Raw genomic sequence first — 20,911 nt, forward strand, 5'->3', positions numbered from 1 at the left:
TGGATGCTGCCGTACAGCTTTTTGCGTGGGCCCCTCACAGCCACTCATTGGGGACGCACTTAAATGAGTAGGTAGGGATTCAGTTTCTCAAATTTATAGAACATATGTTTGCTCTCTGTGTTATACTCATCCCAAGGCATGAGACTGGTCGAGAGCTCCTGTGGAGGTCCCCAATGACACGCTGGAGCGAGCTCAGTAAGTAAGATCGGTGGTTACTGCACTCGTCCATCTCAGACAGGCTGCGCTCCTGTTCGCCGTCGCCATCAAAGAACGGCACTCACAACCAAACGTTTCCGTTATCCGTGAGTCACACAGGAGTGCATCGTTATGGCAAAACAATTATCAACCCAAAATATCATCGAGCCTGCACTGCCAGATGAAGAATATGTCTACACGTCTGTCAGAAAAACCCTCGAGCACGCTCGTTCCCACGTTGAACGTGTCATCAACTCGACGATGGTCAAGGCATATAAGGACAATACGGCCCTTTTCTATTAGGTGTCCCTAATTCGAAACACACTATGTCATGAATTGAGTTGGTCTCGCCATCGAAGACTGATGAAGACGAGTCCACCGACCCCTAGAGCCACGCGCGAGGCAGCAGTGGAAAAGACAGTCGACCCCTTTATTTAGAGCAAGACGAGAGGAATTAGACATGGGATACCAAGAATCACTGATTCGAGTAAGCAGCTTGGCAGAAATCGCCGGTATAGAGAAGGCCATTGCCGAATCCGAAGAAGTCCAAACCCTAGAGTATCTCGTATGTGTTTGTGGAGCCAAAGCCAAAGTCGACCTTTACCGCGACAACACCTTCACGGCGTCTCGACCTCTTAGCGACATCAAACCCAACGAGGAACCGATTATAAGGGCTGGGGACCTATTTGCCGTCGTCGCGGGTGCAAGACTGTATCAACCTTTTCTCTGGATCGACTGCATCGCAGGAATCTCCGATCCAGGATACGAGAAGCTCATGGAAGACTTTCCGCTTGATGTCCCACGGCAAGAGGCAATCATCCATCCAGACGAAGCAAAAAAGGCAGAAATATTCATGAGAAGAAGCCTGAACCAAAGCTATACCCGTGTCATGCGAGGCGAACACCCCATTCAGCTTCCAGAAGAATTCATCAACCCACCTGACCCCAATCTGAAATCCCCATTGGCTAGCTAACCAAAACAGTCTGCTTAGCCCTATTAACTGCTTGTATTTTTGTCTACAAAACTGTATACAAAAAGAGATTCCGAGAACCAACACTCGCCATTATGTCGATCGATTGGAGGCACTATGGACGCTAAGCAGCTCGAAAAGATGATGGGGTTTGCTCCTGGAGAGTTGGAGAAAGCCGCGGAGGCATACGAAAAAGATGAGTGGCCGAAGGGTCGCACCATCAAGCTGGGAAGGCCGTCGATCTCCGATGAGCCAAGCGTTGTTTTATCGGCACGTGTGGGTGAGTCTGTTCTTGATGCGTTTGACGCAAAAGCAAAGCGCCATGGGCAAACACGCACGGAGCGACTCAGGGAGCTCATCACGCTCGATGCAATGATTGCCTAGACTCAACTCCCCCGCCGACCCAAACATATACGCCAGCATCCAAAGTCGACATTTTTTGACATCTTTGGATGCTGGCGTACTGCTTTTTGCAACATAGTCATTGGGGACGTTCTTAAATGACTAGTCGTTAAAGAACGTCCAACGACTAACTAGCCGTGGAAGCGGGCTATGGGTGCAAGTGGCTGCTCACGAAAGACGCGCTCGACGGCGGCGCGGTATTCGTCGACCTTTTTGGTCTTACGTACGAGCTTGTGAACGGTAGCGGGGTCAGCGAAAGCGCACTTGGCGTAGAACCACCACTCCTTCATACGAAAGACCGCATTGCCGCCAATCTCATCCGCATAGGCTGCGAACAGCGTGTCGTGGAAGCGCTGCAGCTCGGCTGCCGTGGCGGCGGGACCGCCGTTGACCATGCGAGCCAGCGCGGGGTTCGCGAGGAGACCGCGCCCCAGCATTACATGGCGCGTGCCAGGATAGGCCTCCGCCAGCGCATCCATGTCCTCTAAATCAAAAATGTCACCGTTATAGGCGACCGGAAACGGTGCCCGCTCCAACGTCTCGCCATAGAACTCCTTGCGTGGCGAGCCCGTATAGCGGTCCTTTTGCACGCGCGGGTGCACAATCAGCTCTGCCAGAGGCATGCGGCAATACAGATCGAGCACGCGCTCGTATTCGTCGTCGCTCTCCAGCCCCAGCCTGGTTTTTACCGACACCGGCAACGGCGAACGTTCGCACACGTCACTCAAGAACACCTCGAGCTCGTCCAAGTTGCGCAAAAAGCCCGATCCTTTGCCCTTGGCAACAACCGTACCCGAGGGGCAGCCCAGGTTGAGATTGACCTCGCGGTAACCCATGTCGGCGAGCACCTGTGCCGCCCACACAAACTCATCCGCGTTCTTGGACATCAGCTGAGGCACCACGTTGAGCCCCTGGTTGTTGGCAGGATCGATCTCCTTAAACGCTTTGCCACCAAAACGGTTGCCAACCCGCGGCGGCGGCAAAAACGGCGTGTAATAGCAGTCGAGCGCACCAAAGCACTCCGCATGCACGCGACGGAACACATGCCCGGTAATCCCCTCCATAGGGGCCAGCGAAAGGATCATCTACTCTTCTCTCATATCAACGGACGTGACAAAGGGACTGTCCCTTTGTCACATTATTCGGAGCGCAGGGCTTCCACGGGGTCCTTTTTGGATGCACTGCGGGCCGGCAGCAGACCGGCGACGACCGTCAGCAGCACCGAAATCGCGATGAGCACCAGCGCATCCTGCACGGGCAGGCTCATCAGGTTGGGGACCTGTTTGGCCGCAAGCGCCCAGGCATTGACCGGGAAGCTCACGAGCACCACGACGACAATGGCAAAGACGCCGGCAATGAGACCTTCGATGAAAGTCTCGGCATTGAATACGTTGGCCACGTTACGCTTCGACGCGCCGATCGCGCGCAGGATGCCAATCTCCTTTTTGCGTTCCAGCACGCTGATGTAGGTGATGATGCCGATCATGATGGAGCTGACGACCAAGCTGATGCTCACAAATGCGATGAGCACCAAGCTGATGGTGTTCACGATGTCGGTCACCGAGCCCATGATGATGCCCATGTAGTCGGTGTACGAGATTGCCTGTTCATCGTGACCAGCGGCTTTGACCTGCTTGTTGTACGCATCGATGTGATCGAGCACGCGCTCTTTGGCCTCAAAGTCGCGCGGGAAAATCTTAACCGAGATGGGGTCTGCCTCATCCGCATAGCCCAACGTGGTCAGATTGTTGTCGTAGGTGAGCTTCGACGCCTTGGCATAGCTCATCATGAGCGAACTCAGGTCCTCGGCGTCCATGTTGAAGTGGATAGCATGAGCAAAGGCACTCGCATCCACGTGCATGGCGCTCGCCAGGTTGGCAAAACTCGAAGACATCTGCGTCGCCATCTGGTCCATGAGCCCTGCCGCGCCCGCCTTGAGCTGGGACGATACCGTCGACGCTATCTGCTCGCTGATTGCCTTCATCACCTGATCCATAGCCTGCTGCAGATACGGAGCCAGTTGCTTTTGCACATAGTCAGTCATCGCCTGCCGCAGGCGCTCGGCCAGGGCATCGCCGCCGAGCGCTTTGAGCTGGGCCAGGATTTGCTGGACTGCGGCATCATTCTCAAGATATGCCGAGAACGCGGCGGCAAGCTTTGACGCGTCCTTAAGATCTTCGGGCGACAGCGCCTTAAACTGATCAGACTGCAAAAAGCCCTCAAACAGTTGGTTGGCAAGCGTTCCCACCTGCTGCATTTGCTCGGGCGTGAGCTCCAGACCGTCAAAGATGCCCGAAAAATCTGGGGCCGGCGCTTTGGCCATGATGTCGTTGAAGTCGATGTCCTTCCCAACGCCCGAAAGGTCAATGTCCAGCCCGGACAAGTCGATACCAGAAAGGTCCATACCGCCGGCAGCGCCCGAGAGCGCAGACGTATCGAACGAGAACGCGCTCTTGAGCGCCGCCTCGTCCACACTGAACATGCTGCCCAGATCCACTCCTTGTTTGGCCTCGCCTTGCAGTTCGTCGAAGGTTTTGCCCGTAAAGACATCCATCTCGGGGTGGGCGAGCTGCTCCTGAACAATCTGCGAATCGGTGGCGCGCTCCATAAGCTGGCGAGTCAGCGCATGCGTATAGGCAATGCCCGGAGACAACGCGCTCGCATTGGCGGTCTCGTTAGGTCGCACCACGCCCACAATGTGCACATCAATACCGTCGGCAACCTTGGCCGTCATAAAGTCGGCGTCGTCAGACATGTCAGTCCATATGCCGGTCTCTTCGTTTTTGCGATAGGCATCGGCCGGCGACAGCACCTTAAACGTCGTGGACAGCGCATCGTCGTAGGTAAAGTCGGTGCCGGTCTCGGGCGTTTCGACCCCACCGTCGGCCGCCATGGCGCTGTTAACCAGGTCGTTGAGCTCATCGATATCCAGCGCACCGATGCTGTAGAGCGTGTAGTCGCCCACCGTGCCGCGGCTCGAAAGCACCATCACGGCTTCGTTGGCAGACGTGGGCCAATGACCGGCGACGACATCGTACTGGCTGTCGAGCAGGCTCTGGTCGTCGATCATCTCGTTAAAGACCGAGGTTCCCATGGAATCCATGCTCACCGTTGCCGCCGAGCTCGCGCCTCCGCTCATGGCCTCGGTCATGGCGTTGGGCACCAGCCGGACGGGCTTCTCATCGCCCTTACCGGCACGATAGACAACCGGCGATACACCGTAGCCGTACTGAATGGCGTTGACCTCTTTATCGATACCGTCGCCACCGGCATCGAGCCATGCCTTAAAGCTCGTCATATCGTTGGACTTAACGCTTGCAAACATATCCTTTACAGCCGTGACCACGGGAATCTTATCGGTTCCCTTAGCCTTGCCGCCGGCACTGTCGTCGGACGAATCCACATTTTCAGGCGAGTCATCATCCGCGGCCCCCTGTCCGCCCATCATGGACGACAGGTCGTAGTCCTGCTTGGAGATCGTAAGCGGGTAGCTCGAGAGCGTGTCCTCCTCGACCTTTTTGATGTAGCCGTTTACGCCATTGGACAGCGCCAGGATCGCCGCAATACCGATAATGCCAATCGACCCCGCAAAGGCCGTCATGGCCGTACGGCCCTTCTTGGTCATGAGGTTTCGGGCAGAAAGCCCCAGCGCCGTCACAAAGCTCATCGAGGTTTTGCGCGTAGGCTTGGCCTCGCGGCGCGTGGCGTCGGCGACATCAAAGGGGTCGGAATCATCGGTGATCTTGCCGTCCGCCAGGTTGACGATGCGCGTGGCGTACTGGTACGCCAGCTCAGGATTGTGCGTGACCATGATAACCAAGCGGTCGCGCGCCACGTCCTTGAGCAAATCCATGACCTGTACGGATGTCGTTGAATCCAAGGCGCCGGTCGGCTCGTCTGCCAACACGATCTCGGGGTCGTTGATCAGGGCGCGGGCGATGGCCACGCGCTGCATCTGTCCACCCGATAGCTGGCTCGGGCGCTTGTTCATGTGCTCGCCCAGGCCGACTTTCTCCAACGCCTCGCGCGCACGCTGGCGGCGCTCGGCATGGCCCACACCCGTGAGCGTCAGCGCCAGCTCAACGTTTTCCAAAATGGTCTGATGCGGAATGAGGTTATAGCTCTGGAACACAAAGCCGATGCGGTTGTTGCGATAGGCATCCCAATCGCGATCGTGAAAGTCCTTGGTCGAAATACCGTCGATCAGCAGGTCACCGGAATCGAAATGATCGAGCCCACCGATAACGTTGAGCATCGTGGTTTTACCCGAACCCGAGGGACCCAGGATGGCCACGAACTCGTTATCGCGAAAAGACAGGCTTACGTTGTCGAGCGCCACCTGCGTAAACGACTGCGTGACGTACCTTTTGCAAATTCCTTTGAGCTCCAGCATGGACGGCAACCTCTCCTGCGCAGGCACCCTGCCCGCTCTCCCCCGCCGTTCGTATTCGACGCGTTTGTCCTACTCTATCCCCATTTTTCACCGACACCAGTGAGGAATGTAACGAACCGCGCCAAAAAACGAACGGGACGGCGCCCAAAAGAAAAGGTCCCGAGCGGGACCTCTATATGGTGGAGCTTATCTTGAAAGGTAGCGGACTACTTCGCACAGCGACACGCGATCCTCGCTATGCTTTACGCGTTTTTTACTGCTCGCTATTCGCAATCGCCTGGTCGATAAGCTTGTCGAGTGCTGCACGCTGCTCGGCGGAGCTGATGGCTCCCACGATTGGATCCCCTACGATGTTGCCATTCTGATCGATGACATACGTCGTCGGGAACGAGAACAAATTTGACGTAAACTTACCGGCCTCGCTATCCGACTTGAACCAGATGTTCTTATATGTCACGCCCTTCTTGCTCAGCACGTCCTTGGCATCTGCAATCTCGCCCTTGTTGCCATCGAGCGTAAAGGAATTGACGCCCACGACCTGGCCGCCCTTCTTGGCAAGCTCCTTATTCAGGTCCTCAAGGTCGCCCAGCTCGCCCACGCACGGCTTGCAAGTAGTGAACCAGAAGTTCATGACGGTGACCTTGTTCTTAGAGAACAGCTCGTCACTGTTCACGTCGTTGCCATCCAGGTCCTTGCCCGTAAAGCTGGGGAACTTCGTCGCCTCGCTCGAAGCATTGGCACCAGCCGTCATGCCAGCGGTCGAAGCGTCGACGCTCTCGCCTGCACTCGGCGTGCTTCCACAGCCGGGGAACTCCTTCTCCAGGCTCTCGAGCTTGTCCTCGATCTCCTTGATCTGCTGTGCACCGGCCTTGAGTGTCTTAAGCTCATCCGCCGTGAACTCATCCTTGGCGCCGTCGATGGTCTTGAGCAGAAAATCGCCGTAATTGCTGCCATCCTCAATCATTGCCGAGTCTTTATTTGCCGCATTGAATACCTTTTCCCACAGCGCGTTATCACTCGAAAAGATCTCGTTCTCCTTCTGCATGAGCTTCGCATACAGCTCGGCGGCCTCGTCGGCATTGGCCGGCTTCTGCGCAGTGAGCTCTGCGATCTTAGGATCGGAGCTCGCAGATTCGCTCGCATTGCCACCGGGCGCCGAACATGCCACAAGGCACAAGGCCAATACCGGCACCATAAACAGGGCCGCAATCTTAGAAAGCTTCATGGTCATTCCTCCGTTTTGTCGAAGCTTGTTTTACTTTTCATCAGCGGTCAGAGGGAGTTTTTCTGCCGACACATCCAGGCCGTAGCGATAGCTGATGGCATCGACGGGACAGGCCCCGATGCACTTTCCGCACCGGATACATTCGGCATGATTGGGCGCGCGGACCACATCAACGTCCATCTGACAAACCCTTGAACACTTGCCGCACGAGACGCATTTGCACGCGTCAACCTGAATCCCCAACAAGGACACCTTATTCATGAGCGCATAGAATGCACCGAGCGGGCAAATCCATTTGCAGAAGGGACGATAGAACAAAACGCTCAGCACTACCACGGCAATGAGAACGACAAGTTTCCAGGTAAAGAGTTGGCCCAGCGCAGATCGAATGCCGGCATTGGCAATGGCCAGAGGAATGGCGCCCTCGAGCACACCCTGTGGACAGATGTACTTGCAAAAGAACGGATCGCCCATCCCCACATCGTTGACCAACAGCACAGGCAGCAATACCACGGCAAACAGCAGCACAAGGTATTTGATATACGTAAGCGCCTTGAGCCTTTTTGTCGAAAGCTTTTTGCCGGGAATCTTGTGAAGCAGCTCCTGCAGCCAGCCAAACGGGCACAGAAAGCCGCATACAAAGCGTCCCAGCAGCACGCCGAGCAAAATGAGCGTACCGGTTACGTAGTAGGAAAAGTTGAACTTGGATGAACCTACCACCGACTGGAACGACCCGATGGGGCACGCACCCGATGCCGCGGGGCACGAATAGCAGTTAAGTCCAGGTACGCAGACTGTTTTTCCCGCGCCCTGATAGATGCCGCCTTTGGCAAAGTTTGGCAAGTGAATGTTGGTGATGAGCGTCGCCGCCGCCTGAATGAATCCGCGAAATCGGGCCAAAACATGCGACGCAGTGTTTTCTCTTTTATCCAATTCCGATACACTCCAAGCACAGCCTAATCGCTTTGGCCAGCACGGCATCCGCCTCGCCACGCATAACACCAAAGCACACCATAGTGATTCCGACGATCAACAAAGCGACCTGTACCACGGGTTTTACCGCTTTGAACAACTCGACCACTCCTTTCGTTACGCGACCATTGGACCATATCGACTATAAAATCCGTGTTAAGCGCGATTTGGAATGTGCAAGGAGACTGTTATGCGAATTTTGATCGTCGAGGACGAGCGGGCGCTGTGCGATGCAATCGCGCGCAGTTTGCGAAACTTGGCGTACAGCGTCGACTGCTGTCACGACGGACAGGAGGCGCTCGACCTACTGAACGTTGAGGCCTTCGACCTCGTGGTACTCGACCTCAACCTTCCCCGTATCGGCGGCATGACCGTACTCAGGGAACTTAGGAAAACTGACTGCGAGACTAAGGTACTGATTCTGTCCGCACGTGGCGAAGTATCCGATAAAGTCGCCGGACTCGATGCCGGCGCCAACGATTACCTCACCAAGCCGTTTCATCTGGACGAACTTGCGGCAAGGATCCGCAGCCTTACCCTCAGGCGCTTCGCACAAAGCGACATAGTATTAATCTGCGGAAAGCTCAGCTTTGACACCAAGGCGCGCATCGCTTCCGTGGACAGTGAAGCTCTATCTCTTACGCGCAAGGAGACGGGAATCTTGGAATACCTGATGCTTAATCAGGGGCGACCGGTAAGCCAAGAGGAGCTTATCGAGCACGTTTGGGATAGCAGCGTGAACAGCTTTAGCAACGCGACCCGCGTTCACATCTCGACACTCCGCAAAAAGCTACGCATCGCTTTGGGATACGACCCGATTCGCAATCGGATTGGAGAGGGCTACGTTATGGAGGACTGCGAATGAAGCGTTTGTCGCTGCAGTGGCGCATTACGCTGATGACGGCACTGCTCACGTGTGCAGCATGCGTGCTGACGAACTGCCTGGTCGGCTATACGGGCATGCGCTACATGGATGCCATCGGCAGTAACATCTCGGCCTTTAACGCAACCGGCGAAGATTCACCCCAGGCGTTCGACCCAACGAAAGCGACCCCCGATGACAAGGTCACGATCGTCGTAAACGACGCACAGGAGTCTTTTGGCACGACAACCTGGTGCATCACGGCCGGAGTCACACTCCTTGGCGGCGTGCTGGCATACTTTGTGAGCGGCCGTGCGCTCAAACCGCTACGGGCTTTTGCAGCCCAGGTTGAGCGTGTGCAGCCTGACAACCTAAGCGAAATCAGACTCAGTGAAGATGTGCCCACCGAGCTACAACGATGCAGCGCCTCTTTCAACGACATGATCGCCCGTCTTGGCGAAGGGTTCTCTGCACAGCGTCAGTTTACCGGCAACGCCGCACACGAGCTGCGCACCCCGCTCGCCCTTATGCAAGCACAGATTGAACTATTCATTTCCGAGCGCTCCGGTTTGCGACCCGAAACAGCCGAGCTGCTCGGCCTGCTACAAGAACAAACTGAGCGGATGTCGCGGATGACCAAGGTGTTGCTCGAGATGAGTGAGCTCCGCAGCGTTCCTTGCGAGGACGATGTTGAACTTGGTCCCTTGTCCGAAGAGGTCCTCACCGACCTTGCGCCACTTGCCGAGAATAAGGGCATAGCCCTCAATTGTGCTGGAGACGCTTTAGTAATCGGGAGCGACACGCTCCTCTATCGGCTGGTGTTTAACCTGGTCGAAAATGCCATCCGTTACAGCCGCCCCGGCTCGACTGTCAACGTCTCCATCTGCGACAACAACAGCCGCGTGTTCCTGCGAGTCGAGGACCAGGGCCCGGGAATACCCAAACAGTACCGAGAGAGCATCTTCCAGCCGTTCTTTCGTCTAGACAAATCCCGCAGCAGGGCATACGGCGGCGCAGGACTCGGACTAGCGCTCGTTTGGGAGATTGCAGCTCTTCACGGTGGCACGGTAGAGGTCGAAGCAAGTTCCGAGAACGGAACCGTGATGCTCGTGACCCTCTCAAAGGGGGCCACCACGTGATCCGACTGTCCAGGGGCCCCACTCGGCATTGTGAAACGCGTCCCAAAACTTGGACATGAGAAATGGGAGGCAGTTCGCATCTATGCCGAGGACGAAGTCCTGGCAGGGATTCAGGATGCGAAGAGGAAGCTTACGGCAGAAACCCCCGACAGAGTCGTGACCGTCGGCGGCAACTGTATGGTGTCGCTTGCCCTCTTCGATTACCTGCACGGGAAATACGAGAACGTTGGAATCGTCTGGATCTATGCGCATCCGGATGTATCCACGCTGAATGATGGCTACCCCAACGCTCACGCCATGGTACTTGGCAGCCTTTTGGGAGAAAGTCATCCCGGTCTTCGGCGGCGAATAACGCGAATGTCCGCAGGCAGACTCCAACCTGTGCGCGGAGAAGCTGGGCGACGCAAACAAGATTCCTCGACTCGAGCATGGAGATGAATCCGTCTATCAGTCTCATCGCATACTCAGAGGAGGATGCCAGATATAGATCCCATTGGGTAAAGTCGCCGTTCATGAAGGGAATCACTGCATTGCGCTCGGCGACTCTCGAGGCACTCAGGCTTTGTTCTATTTTCTCAGCTTCTTGTTTGAACTGTTCGCTATCCAAAATGCCCCAAATGCCGGCTTCTCAACAAATCAAAAAAACAAGAGAGACAGAGATTAGGTTCATGCTCCACTGAACCCGCGCTTCCAGTCGAGGCGCTCCTCCTCGAAGATCTCCCCGGAGTCCCGTATCTCGCGCCCCTCACGGATCTGTCCATATCAGTGTAGCCAATCCAAGCACAGCCCCACCGCACGGCCCAGTCGCTTCCGGTCCCGCGTGGCCCCGTGAAGGCGGAAGGGCGTGGCTGTGGGCGGTGCGTTCCTTTCTCCTCGTACTTTTTTGGGCATGCGTCACGGCCCCCCCGCGCGGCGCTGAGAGCGAATCGGCGCAGGCTTGGGGCCAGTTGCTTAGAGGTTGAGGTTCGGGTTTCGCCGGCTTACGCAGCTTGGCGGGCAGAGCGCCCGGGCTCGCTGCGCCTAGGGCGCGGCGGGGTCCGCGACGTCGGAGGTGTCGATCTCGTCCAGATTGGCGAGCTGGCTGATGAACGGGATACTCTCGTGTTCGTCCACCTCGACGCCGCCGAGCACGATGGTGCTGTCGCGCGTGTCGATTTGGGTTGTGAACACGGCCGGGTCGAAACCCGAGGCGATAAAGCCAATGCCCGCGAGGACAACGCCCGCGGCAACGAGCCCGCCCGCCACGGCAAGGTAGATCTTCTTCGCGCTGGTCATGGTACTCACTCCTTTCTACGCCGCAAGATGCGCGGCAGCGCCGCCCTTCTCGCCCTTACCCTTCCAGAAGGGCGAGGCGGCCTTCCTCGCCCAGAGCGCCGAGAGGCGCGCGATTTGTTTTGAGGCGGCCCAAGCGCCAGCACCAACGAAGAGCGCCACGCCGACGAGGCCGAGCCCCACGCCCGCCGAGGCGAGGACGTACGGGAAGTGGCCGATGGTGACGCCGCTTACGGCAAGCAGGAGCCCAACTACGCCCGCGCCCCCGAGCGCCGCCGCGACGATCCACACGCAGAGCGCCAGCACCCAGATGCAGATATAGACCGTGACGGCCACGGCGGCGAAGGCGGCGAGCAGCGGCACCCACACCGGGGAGCCCACGATGGCCAGCACCCACAGCAGCGCGGTGCTGCGCCGGCGCGTCCTCGCGATCGCGCGCGGCACGGCGGGCAGGTCGTCGAGCGTGGCCTCGGCAACCTCGCCGGGGGCGCCCATGGCGGCCACGGCCTCCTCCTCGCTCATGCCGTCCTCCATGCGGTCGGCGATGGCCTCCGCATAGAACGCCTTGGTCTCCTCCACCTGCTCGGCCGGCAGGCAGGCGAGTAGCTCGCCCAACCGGCCCAGAAACTCATCGCGCGTCATGGTGCGCCCCCTCAACGTATGCGTAAATCTCCCGTACGGACGGCCACTCGGCCAGGAACTCCTCGATGCGCGCTCGCCCGTCGTCCGTGATGCGGTAGTACCGGCGCAGCCGCCCGTTGTGCTCGGCGGAGCGCGCCGTGATGCACCCGGCCTTCTCCAGGCGCTTGAGCAGCGGGTAGAGCGTCGACTCCGTGAGCCCCATGCTCGCCGGCACGTCCTTCACGATCTGGTAGCCGTAGGACTCCTCGCCGGAGACGGCCGCGAGCACGCAGGCCTCCAGGAAGCCGCGCTTCATCTGGGCCTCCATCCGCACACCTCCTCTCGTCATATACTATGCTATACACACTATACGATGCAAGGTATTAGGCGTCAACTCTCATCGTGAAGATTCTCCGGCCCCTGCGCGCTGCGAACGTGATGTCGCGGGGCGGTTGGCATTATGCATGAAACGTCAAGTAACGCTCTTTTGATCCACTTCCACTCGGCCCCATATGCCTTGTACAACGCCCCCCTTCGACCTCGGGTTCAAGAGAGCCGCTAGGCTGGACGTGCCGGACGGTAAGGTCCTGGACGCCATGGTGGACTTCTCCGATACCATGCGGGTCATGGGTCTACGCCGATGGAGGCCCACGCACGCGGCAGGGCTCGCCCGTCACCGCTGGTCGCCGGACGATCCCCACGCCCCGCTCGCCAACGCGCAGGCGACAGCAGCAGTCCTGCGCTGGCTGGAGACGCTGGAATGCCCAGAAGGTCCGTTTCCCATCGCTGCGACAGAGCTTTTTGCAGGGGTGGCAGTTTTTCTATATCCCAAGGTCAGCTAGGCTTCGGTAGCCACCTTGGGAGTATCGCCAATAGATTCTTCCTTTATACGTTCGGCATAATCGTAGGCGATACCCACAAATTCCAGTCCCGAGCAACAGGAGTACAATTGCTGCTATTGTTGCCAGCTGTTGGGAGATGGAAGATGGACTGCGATGGCTACCCATGCGTTCCCATGCCGTTGATGTGCACTGCCTTTGTGCCGGGGCAGATCGACGCTGCGGTTGCAGGCATTTCCGACCCCGATTCGCGCGCCATTGCCACGGCAGAAGCGCTGTACTTTCGCGGACAGGCCACCCTCGCTGCCAAGACGGCGCGCCCCTATCTTGACGCCAACGATCCCGCGCTGCGCTATTCCGCATGCTTTATCTGCGGATATGCCAGCCTGTCGCTCAACCGTATCGCCGACACCCGCCGGTGCCTTACTGGCATCCTCGATACGCCAACTGACGAGGAATCGCCCGCCATCCACGCCATGCATATCCTGTTCGCCTCCGCCGCGAGCGTCCTGCTGCACTTGCCTTCCCCGTATTCCGCCGAAGAGTTTTATCCACTTGCGGCGCATCTGCCCGAAGGCCTGCGCCTGTTCGCCAGTTACGTGATGGCGCACGCCTTATATCTGCGCGGCGAATACGGCCGCAGCCTGGGCATGGCGGAAAACGCCCTAATTATGAAACAGGGAAGTTATCCCATCTCGGAACTGTTCCTGCACCTGTCGGCTTCCATGGCCTGCATGAGTCTCAAAGACGTCGACGCCGCAAAAACGCACTTCGGAGCTGCTTGGAACATTGCGCGCCCCGACGGCCTTATCGAGCTCATCGGCGAGCACCACGGCCTTTTGCAGGGGCTTATCGAGGCATGCCTAAAATCGCAATACCCCGACGATTTCGCTCGCATCATCGAGATCACGTACCGCTTCAGCTACGGCTGGCGGCGCATCCACAACCCCGATTCGGGCGAGGACGTTGCCGACGATCTAACAACCACGGAATTCACCATGGCCATGCTCGCCTGTCGCGGATGGACCAACGCCGAAATCGCACGCCATATGGGAGTATCGCCGGGCACCGTCAAAAACCGCCTATCCGGCGTATACGCAAAGCTTGGCATCGGCACACGCGCCGAGCTGGTCGCGCACATGTTGCGTTAGCGACCGGGCTGCCAAGCGCATCGAACGCGTTCCGGAACCCGGCGCTTCGCTCGATTAATTTGGACATTTTGACCCTTGAACGGCACTACCGCTACGGGGCACCTTCTCGCAAAATTGGATTATTTCCACCGATATTTGCGGGATGGGAGCCCAAGATGCTTGATCGCCGTTCGTTACTTGTTGCTGGAGCGTCCTCGCTAGCGAGCATTATGTTGCCTCGCGTGCCGGGAAGCGAAAATGCCTTCCTGCTGCCGTTCGCGCCCACCGCGGCCTATGCCGACGAAGAAGAGCCCTTCAAGGTGCTCGTTCTCTCGCGCACCATGTTTGGTGTGGTCGTGGTCGACGTCGCCAACAAGAATACGCCCATCAAGGGAGCGCAGGTCACGCTCACGTCGCGCTACGCCGCAGGCAAGCAGCTCACCGCCACGACCGATGACGAAGGCACGGCCATCTTTGAGGTCGCGCCGCTTTCGGAAGGCTACGTGGACGAGGCAACGCTTCTCGACGCGTACGACTTTAACGGCGGTATCTCCATCAGCATGAAAGGCTACCGCGATGTCGAGATTCCCCTTGCGCGCATCCAGGGCGGCACCGCCATTACCGCACCCACACGTCCGCTTTCCGACGGCGAGCCGTACTTCCGCCAGCTCACATTCGACGAATGGGACATCCAGTACGCCGACGCCACGTTTATGGCAATGCCAGCGGACGAAGCAGCAAACGACCAGCCCGACACGCACGCTTTTACCGTGCAGGCTCATCTGCCGCAGGGCGGGCAGGCAACATTGCATATCAATAAAGTGATGCCCGCTGCGGGCAGCTCATCCGAAACCGTCGCGCAGATTGGCCAAGTCAAGGCCAGCGCATCGGGCGCGGATAATCTGGCGACGTTCACGCTCGAAGACAAGTTCCTCGATGCAGCGTCGAGCCTTCTGGAAGAAGGATGCAAGTTGCGCTTTGTCCTCGACTACCAGGGCAAGACCTATACGCTCTCCTCCCCCATGGCCGTTGTCACTGCGCCGGCCGCAAAGGCAGAATCCGGATCGACCACTATCGTCCCCACTACCATGGACCAAGAGATCACTCCGTTTGATTTCCCCGCGGCGTTTCCCGGCATCGGTGGCAATAAGTTCACGTGCTGGATGCCCACATTTCCGATCCTCTTCGATTTCTCGTTTGCTGGATACGTACTGTTTGGCGGAGGATACAAACCAGCCAGCTATATGAACGATTCGGGCAACCCTGATCCGGAATACTGGAAGAAATCGCCGCGCGAGTCGGGCGCCAAGCAGGCAAACCGCTACCTCGACGAGATGGAGGGGAAGTGGAATCAGTACAAGAGTATGAGTGCCGGTTCGGGCACCGATCCAAGAAACACCAAGCTCCTTCGCCACCATTGCACGCCGCTGTTCACGATGGATATCGCCACACAGCTGTACGGCTCGCTTGCCTACGATTGGGTGGGCAAAACCTGGGGTAACAACAACGACCCCGCATACGGCAATATTAAGGCCCTCTTCCAGGTAAGAACCGACCTCAATTGGACCGAGCAGTTTACCCTAGGACCGGTGCCGTTTTTCCTAAACGTCAATCCCTGGGTGCTGGCGAAGCTGGCGCTCGCTGTGGGTGCCCACACGCACGGCAGCGGCGCGGCGTTTTTTAAAAACATTTCGCTCGACTATTCAAACACGTCGGGCTCGTTCACCATCCAGATCGGGCTTGCCGTCACCTTTGGCGCCGGCGTTGCAGGCGTCGCCTCGTCTGCCGTGCGCGGCGCCGCATCCCTCACGCTGTTCATTGGGTACGAGAAGGCAGATGGACACCAGCTTCCGCGACTGCGCGTAGGTGCAGACGTCGATGTCGATGTGATACTCCAGTTCGTAATGTTCAAGTGGACCACCAAGGCTTGGTCGGGGTCGTGGCCCACACTCATCGATTCGTGGAATATGTCGGTGAACAATGGCGACCAGTATGTGCTCCAGCGCTCTGAGCTGGCATTGGGTGGAAATACGCCTTATACGTTGGATGCCTGCTTCGGCACGCCCGGCAACGCCGAGGCAGGTGGTGTGCCGCAATTTATCGCATCGGCCACCATCGTCACCAACGCCGAGCTGCTCGCACGCGCCGAGGTTAAGGCCACTGCCGCAAACGTCGCGCCTACCGTACGCGATTGGGACCGGGCGGTCACGCGCATTGAGCTCGAGGCGGATGCAGAAAGCGACGACACGGGACAGATCGAGCATTTCGTCCATGCACTGATAGAGGACGACGACAACGCCGCGCCGATGTATAAGTACGCCTATATCGGGCAGGCGACGAACGCCGTTGCGGACCCGAACGCCAATTCTGCCGGCGTGTCGGAGGACGAGCGTGGCGGCATAAAACCCTCGAGCGACAACGTGCTGTTTGCTGGCGTGCTCAGCGAAGCTCACATGAAGCTGGCAATGATTGCCGGCGTAGAATGCCTATTCCGTATCGCCTCGGTGCGCTACGGCGACAATGGCCGCTCGCGCCTGGTGGTGCACACAAAGGCAAACGGCACGTGGTCCGCTCCCACGCCCGTGGACTTCCCCCTTGGGTTTGGCGAGGGCGACGTGGAGCGCAACGGCATATTCGATTACGACTTCGACGTGGCGGAATATACGGACGGAAGAGGAAACCAGGACGCCTACGTGCTGCTGGTCTCGGGCGAGCGCCCCGCCGGCGACAACACCCATTTCGATACGGCGAGCACATCCGGCATACTGTCCGTTGTGCGCCTGCGCATAAGCAACGACGGAGTTCGCGTGGTGTCGCATACGTCATGGCGCAGCATCTCGCGCGGCCGCCTGCAAGAGGATGGCTACCATTGCCTGCAGTGCCCGCGTATCACGGTGGGCAAGACGCTGGTCGACGGACGCCTGTCGGGTGCCTACCTCCACCGTCGCGGAACCACCGCAGAAAAGGCGCTCGGCAGCGAGGCTGAGGTTGCGCTGGAGTGCTTCACGCTGTGGTCGGACGTTTCGGACGACAGCCTGACGTTCCGCCAAGTTCTTCGCTTTCCGCAGGCACCGTCGAGTATCGAGCTGAGCGAGCCCGAGAATATCAACGGCAAAATGGTGGTGCCCGTTGCGTACGAGACCGCAGACGGTTGCGGCTGCGCATCGTACGCCGTGATCGGCCAGTCCATTGCGGGCTGGGGCGTTATGCCACCAGACGCCACGGTGCCCCATGCGGTGCCGTGGCCACAACATTCGGGCTTTTTGGCCACCGTCAACGAGCAACTGCAGCATATTACTTGGACGCGAGGCGCATCGGCATTTGCAACGCAGCCCGTGGGTGCCGCAGGCTGTGGCCCGGCATCGTTTAGCGTAAGCAACAACGGCAGGTGCGCGCTCTATGTAGAGAACACCGATGGCAAGGTGGGGCAAACCTACGACGAAGAAGGCAACCCGGTAGCAGTGATGGGCAAGCACTTCCGTATCTTCGCCAGCACCTTGGCAGGCGATCTGTTCACGGAGCCGTTCGTGATGTGCGAGCTGGACCATCCCGTCGATCAGATAACGACATTTTTGACGTCGGGAGGCATGCTCTCCGCGCTCGCCACGCACATTGTGAGCGCGGAGAAGAGCGAGGCAGAGCTGCACGGCATCGAAGTGCCTCTGGTGGCGTGTGCCACTCCGACGGGCGCGGTCGCTACCTCAGGCGCGGTGGTGCCCGGAGCAGCAGGCGAATCCTTCATGGTCACGGTGCGAAACGACGGCAACACTTTGCTGACCGCCGGCACGATCGATCTGTACCGAGAGGGCTCCAGCCAGCCGTTCTCCAGCGCATCCATCGGATTCGGAGCGAACGCACGCATGGCTTCGATCTACGATCCAGAACTTGCCGAAGATACTTCGGCCAACGACATGGCACACGTAAAGTACGCGCTCGAGACGCTGGGCGCGCGTTTTGCAACGCACCCGCTGGTAGCCGACAACGGCAACGCCGTGCTGGCACCGGGTTGCACGGCACAGTTCCGCATGAGCTTCGCCATCCCCGAGAGTTGGAGCGACGAAGTGGGCAAACGCGTAACGCTGTATGCGAAGGCACGTAATCTGGTGGCGCTCGATCCCGTGACGCTCGAGGAAATCCGACCCGGCGCAAACTCGACGCTGGGTGCCGTACTGCACGAGCTTCATATGCCCGACGCGGTATGCGAACGCTCAGAAGTGCAGGTCGGCGTATGCGACAGCGCGGATACGGCAGGACTTCACGACGCCCCGATGACAGCAGACGGCGATGGTGGCTCGAGTGGCAGCGGTACTGACGAGGGCGGCGGCTCCGGCGGAAGCAGCTCCGGCAGCAGCAAGGACCACGGCAATAACAAACGCTCCGGAAAAGCGGGCGCGCTTGCGGGCACGGGCGATGTCAACGCTCCCCTTACGGCAGCCGCTGCAGCACTCGCCGCGGCAGGCGCGGGCCTCATCGCCTACAGCGCCCGCCGCACGGCGCTCAAAAAAGACACCGCCAATGAGGTCAATTCGGATAGGCCTCGCTAGCTCCAAGTTACATGTCATTATGGAAATCATGTTCGTCATTGCGCGCACGGTGCCCCACTGTACCCGAAACCGCGCGAGGCACTGGCCCTGCTCATCGAGCGTCAAAAAGGGCTGGCCCCGATAACTCGGAGCCAGCCCTGAGTCGCCTGACGTAAGAATCGCGGCGTTATTTGAGCTTCAGTGCCTCCATCATGGGCACGGCGGCATCCCAGTCGATCTTCCAGCCGATCGACACGCGGACGGTTTCACCCGTTGCGGGAGCCGTCGCAAACAGCGTATGACCGTTGTCGGGACCGGTAAAGCGCAGCCACGTTATACCGTTGTACTCGACCTGGTCGGTTGTTGTCTCCTTGCCTTCGTAGACCTGCTCTAGGCTTGCAACCTCTTCCTCCGGCGAGCGCGGGAAGATGCTGATGTTCAGGCGTCCTCCAGTCTCGTCGTGGAAGAAGTTTGCCTTTTCGCGCTCTTCGTCGGACGAATCCAGCGTGTACCCATCGGCGGCCTCGATGCTGTACGATGCGCAGTCGATGCCCATTAAATCTGCCTTCTCGCCAGAATCGGCCACGCCGCCGGCCGCCTTGAACTCCTTGGTCTCGCATCCCGTGGTGTCAAAGTGCATGGCCTCATGATTCTTGGCGGGGGCGTAAGCGTCTACGAACTCGACAGTGATGGGCCCGTAGTACGCCGTCTTGGGCGCCCAGAAATACACGTACTCAACGGTCTCGCCCGGGCCGATATCTGGCCTCTCGGAAAGATCGATGCCCTCGTGAAGCTCATCGGGAGCCTCACTTGCAACGTAGTCGAGCACGGCCGACTTGCCGGAAGTAAACAACGGGTCGCCTGCCTCAAGATCGCCCTGGGCAGCATGCACGTTAAAGGAACTGAACGTCCTGTTCTTTGTGTTGTTGTTGGTAATCTTGATGTGCAGGTAAAAGCCGTCCTGCTTCTTGGCATCACCGCGATAGAACGTACCGTGAGCCACCGACTCATAGGTAATGCCTGCCACCTCGACCGTCTGCGACTCATAGGCCTTGGCCTTCTTGGACTTCTCCTGCACAGGTGCGCTCCCGCCCGAGCCACTCGGCGCATTACCGCCGCAGCCTGCCACCGTACACGCCAGCACGGCCGAAAGCGTCACAGTGGGAATTCCTAACAGCAGCTTCTTCGTCATGGGCTTCATCATCCTCACCGCTCCTTTCGGCTTGTAGCTCATCCGTTGCCCGAGTCGCGAGTCGACTCCGTGGCATCGGCTTCCACTATGAGCGTATGACGAAACACGGCGCGGGCGAAGTGACCCACGGCCCAAATAACGACCCGCCAGCGTTCCTTATGGGCCAAAGGGACTCGCACACGCACGCCCGTGGCCCATAAAACGAGACGCTTGTCCCAATGTTCGATTCGATCCATCCGCAAGCAAGGTAGGGCGCCTCCAGCCGCCTTCAAACTTACTCGGACAGAACCGACTCGGTTTTGTCCGAGTAAACGAATCTCCATCGAACTCCGAACGATTGTTCGATGGATTTCGTGTTAGATGGAATCGCCCACGGCCTGGGCTATGCTACCTTGACTATCTATATGACTTAAACGCAGCAAAAGGAGCACCGAGAGAGCGAGTATGGCAAAAAACACCGCAAACTATGGTAACGACAGTATCCGCCAGCTCAAGGACGAGGAACGCGTACGCCTACGCCCCGCCGTCATCTTTGGCTCGGACGGACTCGATGGCTGCGCGCATGCTGCCTTCGAGATCCTGTCCAACGCCGTTGACGAGGCGCGCCAGGGCTACGGCAAGCTCATCACCCTTACCGCCTTTCGCGATGGCTCCATCCAGGTAGAGGACAACGGCCGCGGCTGCCCGCTCGACTGGAACCCCTCCGAGAAGCGCTTTAACTGGGAACTCGTCTTTTGCGAGCTTTACGCCGGCGGCAAGTACAACAACAACCAGGGCGGCGACTACGACTTCTCGCTCGGCACCAACGGCCTGGGCTCGTGCGCGACCCAGTACGCCTCCGAATACATGGACGTCACGGTTTGGCGCGACGGTAACAAGTACTCTCTGCACTTTAAGAAGGGCAAGGTCGTCGGCGCCAAAAAGAAGGCACTCGAGATTGAGCCCAGCGATGAGGACCGCACCGGCACCACCATCAAGTGGCGCCCCGATCTTGAGGTCTTTACCTCGATTAGTATTCCCCACGATTGGTATCGCGAGACCATGCGCCGCCAGGCCGTGGTCAACGCCAACGTTACCTTCCGCCTGCGTATCGAGGGCGACGATGGCGAATTTACCGAAGAGGATTTTTGCTATCCCAAGGGCATCGAGGACTACGTGCTCGAGAAGGTCGGTACC

At 58.5% G+C, this 20,911-nt stretch carries 18 protein-coding genes; 9 read left to right on the forward strand and 9 right to left on the reverse strand.

Going from position 1 to position 20,911, the window contains the following annotated elements:
• Positions 1-327 precede the first annotated feature (327 nt).
• From ACEG18_RS07115 to ACEG18_RS07125, 3 genes are all read left to right on the forward strand, one after another.
• Positions 328-498, forward strand: coding sequence for a hypothetical protein (locus ACEG18_RS07115; protein WP_372541993.1), 171 nt, complete (start codon positions 328-330; stop codon positions 496-498).
• A 157-nt stretch (positions 499-655) separates the two neighbouring features.
• Positions 656-1,168 (forward strand): hypothetical protein, encoded by a 513-nt coding sequence (locus ACEG18_RS07120; protein WP_099431330.1) that lies wholly within the window; start codon positions 656-658, stop codon positions 1,166-1,168.
• Between the two features lie 114 nt (positions 1,169-1,282).
• Entirely contained in the window at positions 1,283-1,549 is a 267-nt protein-coding gene (locus ACEG18_RS07125; RefSeq protein ID WP_316369217.1) for a ribbon-helix-helix protein, CopG family, read from the forward strand.
• A gap of 149 nt (positions 1,550-1,698) precedes the next feature.
• Here ACEG18_RS07125 and ACEG18_RS07130 read toward each other — a convergent pair whose 3' ends face one another.
• The 5 genes from ACEG18_RS07130 to ACEG18_RS09695 all read right to left on the reverse strand — a co-directional run bounded on the left by ACEG18_RS07130 (position 1,699) and on the right by ACEG18_RS09695 (position 8,200).
• Positions 1,699-2,652, reverse strand: coding sequence for a tRNA dihydrouridine synthase (locus tag ACEG18_RS07130; RefSeq protein WP_372541995.1), 954 nt, complete (start codon positions 2,650-2,652; stop codon positions 1,699-1,701).
• A 53-nt stretch (positions 2,653-2,705) separates the two neighbouring features.
• Positions 2,706-5,960: an ABC transporter ATP-binding protein/permease gene (locus ACEG18_RS07135; protein ID WP_372541997.1), complete on the reverse strand. Its 3,255-nt coding sequence runs from the start codon at positions 5,958-5,960 to the stop codon at positions 2,706-2,708.
• A 253-nt stretch (positions 5,961-6,213) separates the two neighbouring features.
• A complete protein-coding gene (locus tag ACEG18_RS07140) occupies positions 6,214-7,185 on the reverse strand; it encodes a TlpA family protein disulfide reductase (RefSeq protein ID WP_372541999.1) in 972 nt (323 codons plus the stop codon).
• Positions 7,186-7,215: 30 nt separating this feature from the next.
• Positions 7,216-8,118 carry a 4Fe-4S binding protein gene (locus tag ACEG18_RS07145; protein ID WP_372542001.1) on the reverse strand — a complete coding sequence of 301 codons (903 nt, stop codon included), beginning with the start codon at positions 8,116-8,118 and terminating at the stop codon, positions 7,216-7,218.
• Entirely contained in the window at positions 8,111-8,200 is a 90-nt protein-coding gene (locus tag ACEG18_RS09695) for a CD1871A family CXXC motif-containing protein (protein WP_022094046.1), read from the reverse strand. The genes ACEG18_RS07145 and ACEG18_RS09695 overlap by 8 nt, the downstream gene beginning before the upstream one ends.
• 129 nt (positions 8,201-8,329) lie before the next feature.
• Between ACEG18_RS09695 and ACEG18_RS07155 the strand changes: the two genes are divergently transcribed.
• From ACEG18_RS07155 to ACEG18_RS07165, 3 genes are read left to right on the forward strand one after another with little or no spacing between them, the layout of a single operon-like run.
• Positions 8,330-9,022 carry a response regulator transcription factor gene (locus ACEG18_RS07155; RefSeq protein WP_443803741.1) on the forward strand — a complete coding sequence of 231 codons (693 nt, stop codon included), beginning with the start codon at positions 8,330-8,332 and terminating at the stop codon, positions 9,020-9,022.
• Positions 9,019-10,158 (forward strand): HAMP domain-containing sensor histidine kinase, encoded by a 1,140-nt coding sequence (locus ACEG18_RS07160; RefSeq protein WP_372542004.1) that lies wholly within the window; start codon positions 9,019-9,021, stop codon positions 10,156-10,158. The genes ACEG18_RS07155 and ACEG18_RS07160 overlap by 4 nt, the downstream gene beginning before the upstream one ends.
• A 30-nt stretch (positions 10,159-10,188) precedes the next feature.
• Positions 10,189-10,596, forward strand: coding sequence for an arginase family protein (locus ACEG18_RS07165; protein WP_372542006.1), 408 nt, complete (start codon positions 10,189-10,191; stop codon positions 10,594-10,596).
• A gap of 582 nt (positions 10,597-11,178) precedes the next feature.
• Here ACEG18_RS07165 and ACEG18_RS07170 read toward each other — a convergent pair.
• From ACEG18_RS07170 to ACEG18_RS07180, 3 genes are read right to left on the reverse strand one after another with little or no spacing between them, the layout of a single operon-like run.
• Positions 11,179-11,433 (reverse strand): hypothetical protein, encoded by a 255-nt coding sequence (locus ACEG18_RS07170; protein WP_372542008.1) that lies wholly within the window; start codon positions 11,431-11,433, stop codon positions 11,179-11,181.
• A 15-nt stretch (positions 11,434-11,448) separates the two neighbouring features.
• Complete coding sequence (locus ACEG18_RS07175) at positions 11,449-12,072, reverse strand: DUF1700 domain-containing protein (RefSeq protein ID WP_372542009.1); 624 nt, start codon at positions 12,070-12,072, stop codon at positions 11,449-11,451.
• Positions 12,059-12,379: a PadR family transcriptional regulator gene (locus tag ACEG18_RS07180; protein WP_006234594.1), complete on the reverse strand. Its 321-nt coding sequence runs from the start codon at positions 12,377-12,379 to the stop codon at positions 12,059-12,061. Before ACEG18_RS07180 ends, ACEG18_RS07175 begins: the two co-directional genes overlap by 14 nt.
• A 657-nt stretch (positions 12,380-13,036) precedes the next feature.
• Here ACEG18_RS07180 and ACEG18_RS07185 point away from each other — a divergent pair.
• Positions 13,037-14,041: a helix-turn-helix domain-containing protein gene (locus ACEG18_RS07185; protein WP_372542011.1), complete on the forward strand. Its 1,005-nt coding sequence runs from the start codon at positions 13,037-13,039 to the stop codon at positions 14,039-14,041.
• A gap of 155 nt (positions 14,042-14,196) precedes the next feature.
• Complete coding sequence (locus ACEG18_RS07190) at positions 14,197-18,564, forward strand: hypothetical protein (RefSeq protein ID WP_372542012.1); 4,368 nt, start codon at positions 14,197-14,199, stop codon at positions 18,562-18,564.
• A 166-nt stretch (positions 18,565-18,730) separates the two neighbouring features.
• Here ACEG18_RS07190 and ACEG18_RS07195 read toward each other — a convergent pair whose 3' ends face one another.
• The gene (locus ACEG18_RS07195; protein WP_372542013.1) at positions 18,731-19,747 is read right to left on the reverse strand and encodes a DUF4352 domain-containing protein; all 1,017 of its coding nucleotides are present in this window, start codon (positions 19,745-19,747) and stop codon (positions 18,731-18,733) included.
• A 432-nt stretch (positions 19,748-20,179) separates the two neighbouring features.
• Between ACEG18_RS07195 and ACEG18_RS07200 the strand changes: the two genes are divergently transcribed.
• Positions 20,180-20,911, forward strand: a 732-nt coding sequence (locus ACEG18_RS07200) for an ATP-binding protein (protein ID WP_372542014.1), incomplete at its 3' end; no start/stop codon positions are given.

Source organism: Collinsella aerofaciens, assembly GCF_041537385.1.
In the GTDB taxonomy this organism is placed as follows: domain Bacteria; phylum Actinomycetota; class Coriobacteriia; order Coriobacteriales; family Coriobacteriaceae; genus Collinsella; species Collinsella aerofaciens_BV.

What these genes read in the sequence shown, in the direction of transcription:
- ACEG18_RS07115 (WP_372541993.1), top strand. Translation starts at nt 328, where the DNA reads ATGGCAAAACAATTATCAACCCAAAATATCATCGAGCCTGCACTGCCA.
- ACEG18_RS07120 (WP_099431330.1), top strand. Translation starts at nt 656, where the DNA reads ATGGGATACCAAGAATCACTGATTCGAGTAAGCAGCTTGGCAGAAATC.
- ACEG18_RS07125 (WP_316369217.1), top strand. Translation starts at nt 1,283, where the DNA reads ATGGACGCTAAGCAGCTCGAAAAGATGATGGGGTTTGCTCCTGGAGAG.
- ACEG18_RS07130 (WP_372541995.1), bottom strand. Translation starts at nt 2,652, where the DNA reads ATGATCCTTTCGCTGGCCCCTATGGAGGGGATTACCGGGCATGTGTTC.
- ACEG18_RS07135 (WP_372541997.1), bottom strand. Translation starts at nt 5,960, where the DNA reads ATGCTGGAGCTCAAAGGAATTTGCAAAAGGTACGTCACGCAGTCGTTT.
- ACEG18_RS07140 (WP_372541999.1), bottom strand. Translation starts at nt 7,185, where the DNA reads ATGAAGCTTTCTAAGATTGCGGCCCTGTTTATGGTGCCGGTATTGGCC.
- ACEG18_RS09695 (WP_022094046.1), bottom strand. Translation starts at nt 8,200, where the DNA reads ATGGTGTGCTTTGGTGTTATGCGTGGCGAGGCGGATGCCGTGCTGGCC.
- ACEG18_RS07155 (WP_443803741.1), top strand. Translation starts at nt 8,330, where the DNA reads ATGTGCAAGGAGACTGTTATGCGAATTTTGATCGTCGAGGACGAGCGG.
- ACEG18_RS07160 (WP_372542004.1), top strand. Translation starts at nt 9,019, where the DNA reads ATGAAGCGTTTGTCGCTGCAGTGGCGCATTACGCTGATGACGGCACTG.
- ACEG18_RS07170 (WP_372542008.1), bottom strand. Translation starts at nt 11,433, where the DNA reads ATGACCAGCGCGAAGAAGATCTACCTTGCCGTGGCGGGCGGGCTCGTT.
- ACEG18_RS07175 (WP_372542009.1), bottom strand. Translation starts at nt 12,072, where the DNA reads ATGACGCGCGATGAGTTTCTGGGCCGGTTGGGCGAGCTACTCGCCTGC.
- ACEG18_RS07180 (WP_006234594.1), bottom strand. Translation starts at nt 12,379, where the DNA reads ATGGAGGCCCAGATGAAGCGCGGCTTCCTGGAGGCCTGCGTGCTCGCG.
- ACEG18_RS07185 (WP_372542011.1), top strand. Translation starts at nt 13,037, where the DNA reads ATGGACTGCGATGGCTACCCATGCGTTCCCATGCCGTTGATGTGCACT.
- ACEG18_RS07190 (WP_372542012.1), top strand. Translation starts at nt 14,197, where the DNA reads ATGCTTGATCGCCGTTCGTTACTTGTTGCTGGAGCGTCCTCGCTAGCG.
- ACEG18_RS07195 (WP_372542013.1), bottom strand. Translation starts at nt 19,747, where the DNA reads ATGATGAAGCCCATGACGAAGAAGCTGCTGTTAGGAATTCCCACTGTG.